We start from the raw sequence: 6,254 nt of genomic DNA, 5'->3' as shown, positions 1-6,254 counted from the left end.
TGCGGCGGCCGCGCGCTGCTGCTGCAGTTGCGCCAGCTTGGCCTTGATCTGCGGCATCGCTGCCAGCGCGGCCTTTTCGCCTTCCAGGATCGCGGCGTTGCGCTGGGCGAAGTCGGCCGCGCCGATGTCGTTGACCTTGGGCCGGATCACGATGTCGGCGCGGCCCAGTTCCTGCTGGCCCAGGCGCTGGCCCATGATCGCGATCGACTGGTTGACGGTGCCGAGCATGCTGCCCGGGTTCTTGCCGCTGGCCTTGCTGGAGATGTCCACGGCGATGACGAAGTCGGCGCCGAGCTGGCGCGCCGCGTCCACCGGCACCGGGCTGACCACGCCGCCGTCCACGTAATGGAACTTGCCGATGGTCACCGGTTCGAACACGCCGGGGATGCTGCTGGACGCGCGCACCGCCTGGCCGGCATTGCCGCGCACGAACACGGTGCGCTCGCCGTCTTCCAGCCGGGTGGCGACCGCGGCGAACGGCTTGGCCAGCTTTTCGATCGGCTTGCCCTTGAGCTGGGCGTTGACGTAGTCCTGCAGCGCCTGGCCCTGCACCAGGCCGCCGGAGAACAGGCGCATGTCGCGGATGCTGCTCTCGTCCAGCGCCACCGCCGCCTGCTGCATCTGGAACGCGTCCATGCCGCTGGCGTACAGCGCGCCGACCACGCTGCCGGCGCTGGTGCCGGACACCACCGTCGGCTCCAAGCCATTGGCCTGCAGCATCTTGATCACGCCGATGTGGGCGAAGCCCTTGGCCGCACCGCCGCCCAGGGCGATGCCGATGCGCAGCGGCTGGGCGGCCGGCGTGGGCAGCGGTGCCGGTCCGCTCACCACCGGTGCCGGTGGTGCCGGCTTGGGTTCGCCGCCACAGGCGGCAAGCAGGCCGAACAGGGACAGGGACAGCAGCAGGCGCGGGGAGCGGAACACGGTCATGGATGCGTCGCGGAAGGAAGAAGAAGGGAGGAGCCGGCGCGAGGATAGCCGCATCCTCCTGCACCGCCCACGACTGGAGGTCATGGGGTGGGGTGTGCGGGTGCTTGGGTGAGGGTGTGGAGGCTTGTACTACGCAGTCTGCGAGACGCTGCGCGCCGTACCCTCACCCCAACCCCTCTCCCGGGGGGAGAGGGGCTGATGCGCCGCTTTAGAAGTTGTTGTCGCCGTCGAGGATGCGGCCGAAGCCGCCCAGCACCGAGCCTTCGCCGCGGTTCTGCCCGCCGCCCTGCGGCGCGGCGGCGAACATGCGTCCGGCCAGGCGCGAGAACGGCAGCGACTGCAGCCAGACCTTGCCGGGGCCGGTGAGGGTGGCAAGGAACATGCCTTCGCCGCCGAAGAACATGCTCTTGATGCCGCTGACCGGGCGCACGTCCATGTCCACCGAGGCGTGGAAGGCGACCACGCAGCCGGTGTCCACGTCCAGCCGCTCGCCGGCCGCCAGCTCGCGCTCGATCACGCAGCCGCCGGCATGCACGAACACCCAGCCGTCGCCCTCCAGCTTCTGCATGATGAAACCTTCGCCGCCGAACAGGCCGGTCATGATCTTGCGCTGGAAATGGATCCCCAGCGACACGCCGCGTGCGCCGGCCAGGAAGCTGTCCTTCTGGCAGATCAGGCGGCCGCCGTGCTGGTCCAGCTTCATCGCCAGCACCGTGCCGGGATAGGGCGCGGCGAAGGCGACCTTGGCCTTGCCCTGGCCCTGATGGGTGAACACCGTGGTGAACAGGCTCTCGCCGGTGACCAGGCGCTTGCCGGCCGACAGCAGCTTGCCCATCAGCCCGCCCTGGTTGCCGCCGGAACCGTCGCCGAACACGGTGTCCATCTGCACCGCCGCGTCCTTGAACATCAGGGCGCCGGCCTCGGCCACCGCGCTCTCGCCGGGGTCCAGCTCGATCTCCACGAACTGCATTTCGTGGCCGACGATGCGGAAGTCGATCTCGTCGGCGCGGCCGCCTGCGGCCGGCGGCGGCGGCAGGCCCGGCGGCAGGAACGTCGCGCCGCCCTGCAGGGCCGCGATCTGCGCCACCGGCAGCCAGCCGTTCTGGCCCTGGCTCCAGGCCAGTGCCGTGGGGTTGTTGCGGGCGAAGGCGACTGCATCGGCATCGTCGAACGGGCCGGAGCGGGTCTGTTCGCTGCCGGTCAGGAAGTACCACTGGGTCATGGGTGCAGGTCCTTGGCGGGTCATGGCGGCGAGTCTAGCGGGCCGCCGCGACGGCCGACATCTGTCCAACGGCAGGGTGGCGGCTGCCACCGCTGGCCGGCCGTCAGGAGACACCGCGGCACGGGTTCTGCGAACCGTTCGTCGTAAAAACCATGACAGCGCTCAAGAACGCGGCGCGAACGCCGTTATCGGCTCACTGCCGTCACGGGCCGCATCCACGGGGATGGGTGCGGTCGCATCGTCGGCCACCGCCAACCCGCCATGTAACTGGGGAAATTCAATGAAATTCAAGGTTTTACTGTTGAGCGGTGCGCTGGCACTCGCCTCTGCCGGCAATGTCCAGGCCCAGGACGGCCCCGAGCTGTCCTTCAGCGGCTTCGGCACCCTGGGCCTGGTGCACTCCACCGAGGACCGTGCCGACTTCACGCCGGACCTGCAGACCACCGAAGGCGCCGGCGCCAGCCAGCGGACCTCGCCGCGTCCGGACTCGCGCATCGCCGGGCAGGTCAACGCCACCTTTACCGACAAGTTCAGCGGCGTGCTGCAGGTCACCAGCGAGTACGCCGAGCGCGCCTCGTATGCGCCGAAGGTCACCCTGGCCCACGTCAAGTACCAGTTCGCGCCGGACTTCGCGGTGCGTGTCGGCCGGATCACCGCGCCGCTGTACATGCTGTCCGAGTACCAGCGCGTCGGCTACGCCACGCCGTGGGTGCGTCCGCCCTACGAGGTCTACAACTACCTGATGGCGATGGACGGCGTGGAAGGCGTGTACACGCGCAATGTCGGCCAGAGCGTGCTCAGCGTGCAGGGCTTCTACGGCCGCATCGATTCCAAGAAGGCCGAAGTGCACGCGATGCGTGGCCTGTCGCTGGTGCTGGACCAGGGCGCCTCCACCTACCGCGTGGCCTACATCAAGGGCAATGCCGACTACCGCACCGACGATCTGGACCGCCTGTTCGGTCTGTATCGCCGGATCAACCCGGCTCTGGCCGAACGCCTGGACACCGTCGGCGTCGCCGGCAGCTTCGCCAGCGCCGGCTACAGCTACGATCCGGGTCCGTGGTTCGCGCGCGCCGAAGTCATCCGCGCCGACTACTCGCCTTCGCTCAACGGCAAGACCACCTCCGGCTACGTGAGCGCCGGTGCGCGCTTCGGCGCGCTGACCCCGTCGCTGACCTACGCCAATGTCGACAAGAAGGCACCGGTGATCGCGCCGGGCGCCGATCCGCTGGGACTGATGACCCGCGCCGTCGCGCTCGCCGAGAACGGCCGCCACAGCTACACCGCCTCGCTGCGCTGGGACGTGTACGAGAACGTGGCCTTCAAGTTCCAGGCCAGCCACATCGTCAACAACGCCGGCTCGTACGGCAGCCTCGGCAACATCCAGCCGGGTTTCCGTCCTGGCGGCAGCTACAACCTGCTGTCGGCCTCCTTCGATTTCGTGTTCTGAGGACGACACCATGAATGCTTACAAGATTGCCGGCGCTGCCGCACTGGCCCTGTTCTGCACCGCCGCGCAGGCCGAGGTGGTGGTGGTGATGTCGCCCAAGAGCCCGGTGGACAGCCTGAGCAAGGACCAGGTGTCGCAGATCTTCCTGGCCAAGTCCAACAGCCTGCCGGGCGGCGCGCAGGCCACGCCGATCGACCAGGACGAGGGCGCCAAGGCGCGCGAGGAGTTCTACAAGAAGGTCACCGGCCGCGATGCCGCGCAGCTGAAGTCGTACTGGTCGCAGCTGATGTTCACCGGCAAGGCGCAGCGTCCCAAGCACGTGGCCGGCGACGATGCGGTCAAGAAGGCGGTCGCCGCCTCGCCCGGCGCGATCGGCTACATCGATGCCGGCACGCAGGATGCGAGCGTCAAGGTCGTCTTCAAGCCCTAATTGCCTCCGGAGAGCCTCCATGATGAGACGTCTGCTTTCCCTGCCATTGTTCTGGAAGATCCTGCTGCCGGCGGCGGTGTCGATCCTGTGCCTGCTGGGCTACATCGGTTTCAGCACCGTGGTGTTCCAGCGCAACAACGGGCATCTGGAGGCGATCCGCGACGTGCACTTCCCGGTGCTGGACACCATGACGCGCAACGTCGCCGCGCTGGACAAGATCATCAATGGACTGAACGGCGCGGCGGCGGCCGGCGACATGGACATGCTCAAGGCGACCGCGCCGATCGCGTCGCAGATCCACGCGTCCTACCAGAAGCTGCAGCAGACCGACCCGGGCAATGCCCGGGAACTGGCGCGGCTGGGCAAGGAGTTCGACGAGTACTACGCGCATGCGGCGGCGGTGGCCACGGCCTTCGCGCAGCAGCGCGAACCGGATGCGGCGCAGATGGAGGCGATGGCACCGTCGCTGGAGCGCTACCGCACCCATCTCAACGCGATGCACCACAGCGCCGACGCGCGCTTCCGCGCCACCGTGCAGAACGCCGTGGACAGTTCGATCGCCGCCAGCGTCGGCGGCCTGATCGTGGGCGTGCTCGGCGCGCTGGCCTGCATCGCCTTCGGCTGGATCGTCGCGCGCGCCATCACCCGTCCGTTGCGGCGTGCCATCCGCACCGCGCATGCGGTGTCGCAGGGCAAGCTGGACAACCCCATCGCCATCGACAGCGGCGACGAGGTCGGCCAGTTGCTGCAGGCCATGGACAGCATGCAGCGCCAGCTGCGCCGCGTGATCCAGGCGCAGACCGAGATGGGCGCGCAGCACGAGGCCGGCGTCACCAGCCACCGCATCGTCGCCAGCGAGTTCCCCGGCGAGTTCGGCAGCATGGTCCAGGCCGGCAACGCGCTGGTCGAAGGGCACATCGCGGTGACCCTGCGCGTGGTCGAGCTGATCAAGCGCTACGCGCGCGGCGACCTGTCGCAGGAACTGGAAGCGTTGCCGGGCGAACGCGCGGTCATCACCCAGTCGCTCAACGACGTGCGCCGCAACCTGCTGCGGATCAATGGCGAAATCAAGCGGATGGCCGCGGCGGCGGCCGCCGGCGACTTCACCGCGCGCAGCGACGAGGCCGCCTTCGACTTCGACTTCCGGCAGATCCTGGTCGACCTCAATCAGCTGATGAGCACGGCCGACCGCAACCTCAACGCGCTTTCCTCGCTGCTGCAGGCGGTGGCCAGCGGCGACCTGACCGGGCGCATGCACGGCGAATTCGAAGGCGTGTTCGCGCGGATGCGCGACGACGCCAATGCCACCGTCGCGCGTCTGACCGAGATCGTCGGCCGCATCCAGCACTCGTCGGCCGCGATCGATGCGGCCGCCGCCGAGATCGCCGCCGGCAACGACGACCTGTCGCGGCGCACCGAGCAGCAGGCGGCAAGCCTCGAGGAAACCGCCGCGTCGATGGAAGAGCTGACCTCCACGGTCAAGCAGAACGCCGAGTACGCGCAGCAGGCCAACCGCCTGGCCGCCGGCGCGGCCGCAGTGGCCGTGCAGGGCGGCAACGTGGTCGGCCAGGTGGTGAGCACGATGGAGGGCATCGCGTCCTCGTCGCGGCGCATCGGCGACATCATCGGCGTGATCGACGGCATCGCCTTCCAGACCAATATCCTCGCGCTCAACGCCGCGGTGGAAGCCGCGCGTGCCGGCGAACAGGGCCGCGGCTTCGCGGTCGTCGCCAGCGAGGTGCGGACGCTGGCCCAGCGCTCGGCCAATGCGGCCAAGGAGATCAAGGGCCTGATCGACGAGTCGGTGGAGCGCGTGGCCGATGGCTCGGCCCTGGTCGGCCAGGCCGGCACCACCATGCAGGAGATCGTGGCCTCGGTGCAGCGCGTCACCGACATCATGGGCGAGATCTCGGCGGCCTCGCGCGAGCAGTCGGCCGGTATCGAACAGGTCAACACCACCGTGGCGCAGATGGACCAGGCCACCCAGCAGAACGCGGCGCTGGTCGAAGAAGCCACGGCCTCTGCGCGCGCCATGGAAGAGGAGGCCGGACAACTGAGCCAGTCGGTCGCGCTGTTCCGCCTGGGCGCGCCGGCGCCCGCAGCCAGACCGGCGCAGGTGTCGCGGCTTGCGGAAGACACCGCGGCGACGGCGTCGCCGGCCGTGGCGGTGGAGGACGCGCTCGGCGCGTGAGGTGTCGGCCGCCGTGCGCGTGGCCGTCGTG

General features: G+C 69.2%; 5 protein-coding genes. 3 read left to right on the top strand and 2 right to left on the bottom strand.

The features are described 5' to 3' along the window. Positions 1 to 930, bottom strand: a 930-nt coding sequence (locus D183_RS0107180; protein ID WP_017908408.1) for a patatin-like phospholipase family protein, incomplete at its 3' end; no start/stop codon positions are given. A 208-nt stretch (positions 931 to 1,138) separates the two neighbouring features. Next, positions 1,139 to 2,152, bottom strand: coding sequence for a TIGR00266 family protein (locus D183_RS0107175; RefSeq protein ID WP_017908407.1), 1,014 nt, complete (start codon positions 2,150 to 2,152; stop codon positions 1,139 to 1,141). A 280-nt stretch (positions 2,153 to 2,432) separates the two neighbouring features. On the opposite strand from D183_RS0107175, the gene D183_RS0107170 reads away from it, so the two are divergent. The 3 genes from D183_RS0107170 to D183_RS0107160 are packed head-to-tail and all read left to right on the top strand — an operon-like array spanning position 2,433 to position 6,223. Next, on the top strand, positions 2,433 to 3,602 hold the full coding sequence (locus tag D183_RS0107170) for a hypothetical protein (RefSeq protein WP_017908406.1): 1,170 nt from the start codon (positions 2,433 to 2,435) through the stop codon (positions 3,600 to 3,602). 10 nt (positions 3,603 to 3,612) lie between these two features. Continuing rightward, positions 3,613 to 4,032 carry a hypothetical protein gene (locus D183_RS0107165; RefSeq protein ID WP_017908405.1) on the top strand — a complete coding sequence of 140 codons (420 nt, stop codon included), beginning with the start codon at positions 3,613 to 3,615 and terminating at the stop codon, positions 4,030 to 4,032. A 19-nt stretch (positions 4,033 to 4,051) separates the two neighbouring features. Beyond that, complete coding sequence (locus D183_RS0107160; protein WP_026144271.1) at positions 4,052 to 6,223, top strand: methyl-accepting chemotaxis protein; 2,172 nt, start codon at positions 4,052 to 4,054, stop codon at positions 6,221 to 6,223. Positions 6,224 to 6,254: the final 31 nt, after the last annotated feature.

Source organism: Xanthomonas sp. SHU 199 (assembly GCF_000364665.1).
Classification (GTDB): Bacteria; Pseudomonadota; Gammaproteobacteria; order Xanthomonadales; family Xanthomonadaceae; genus Xanthomonas_A; species Xanthomonas_A sontii.
Note: the sequence above shows the minus strand (reverse complement) of the source record. Positions and strands in the feature narration are given on the sequence as shown.

What these genes read in the sequence shown, in the direction of transcription:
- D183_RS0107175 (WP_017908407.1), bottom strand. Translation starts at nt 2,152, where the DNA reads ATGACCCAGTGGTACTTCCTGACCGGCAGCGAACAGACCCGCTCCGGC.
- D183_RS0107170 (WP_017908406.1), top strand. Translation starts at nt 2,433, where the DNA reads ATGAAATTCAAGGTTTTACTGTTGAGCGGTGCGCTGGCACTCGCCTCT.
- D183_RS0107165 (WP_017908405.1), top strand. Translation starts at nt 3,613, where the DNA reads ATGAATGCTTACAAGATTGCCGGCGCTGCCGCACTGGCCCTGTTCTGC.
- D183_RS0107160 (WP_026144271.1), top strand. Translation starts at nt 4,052, where the DNA reads ATGATGAGACGTCTGCTTTCCCTGCCATTGTTCTGGAAGATCCTGCTG.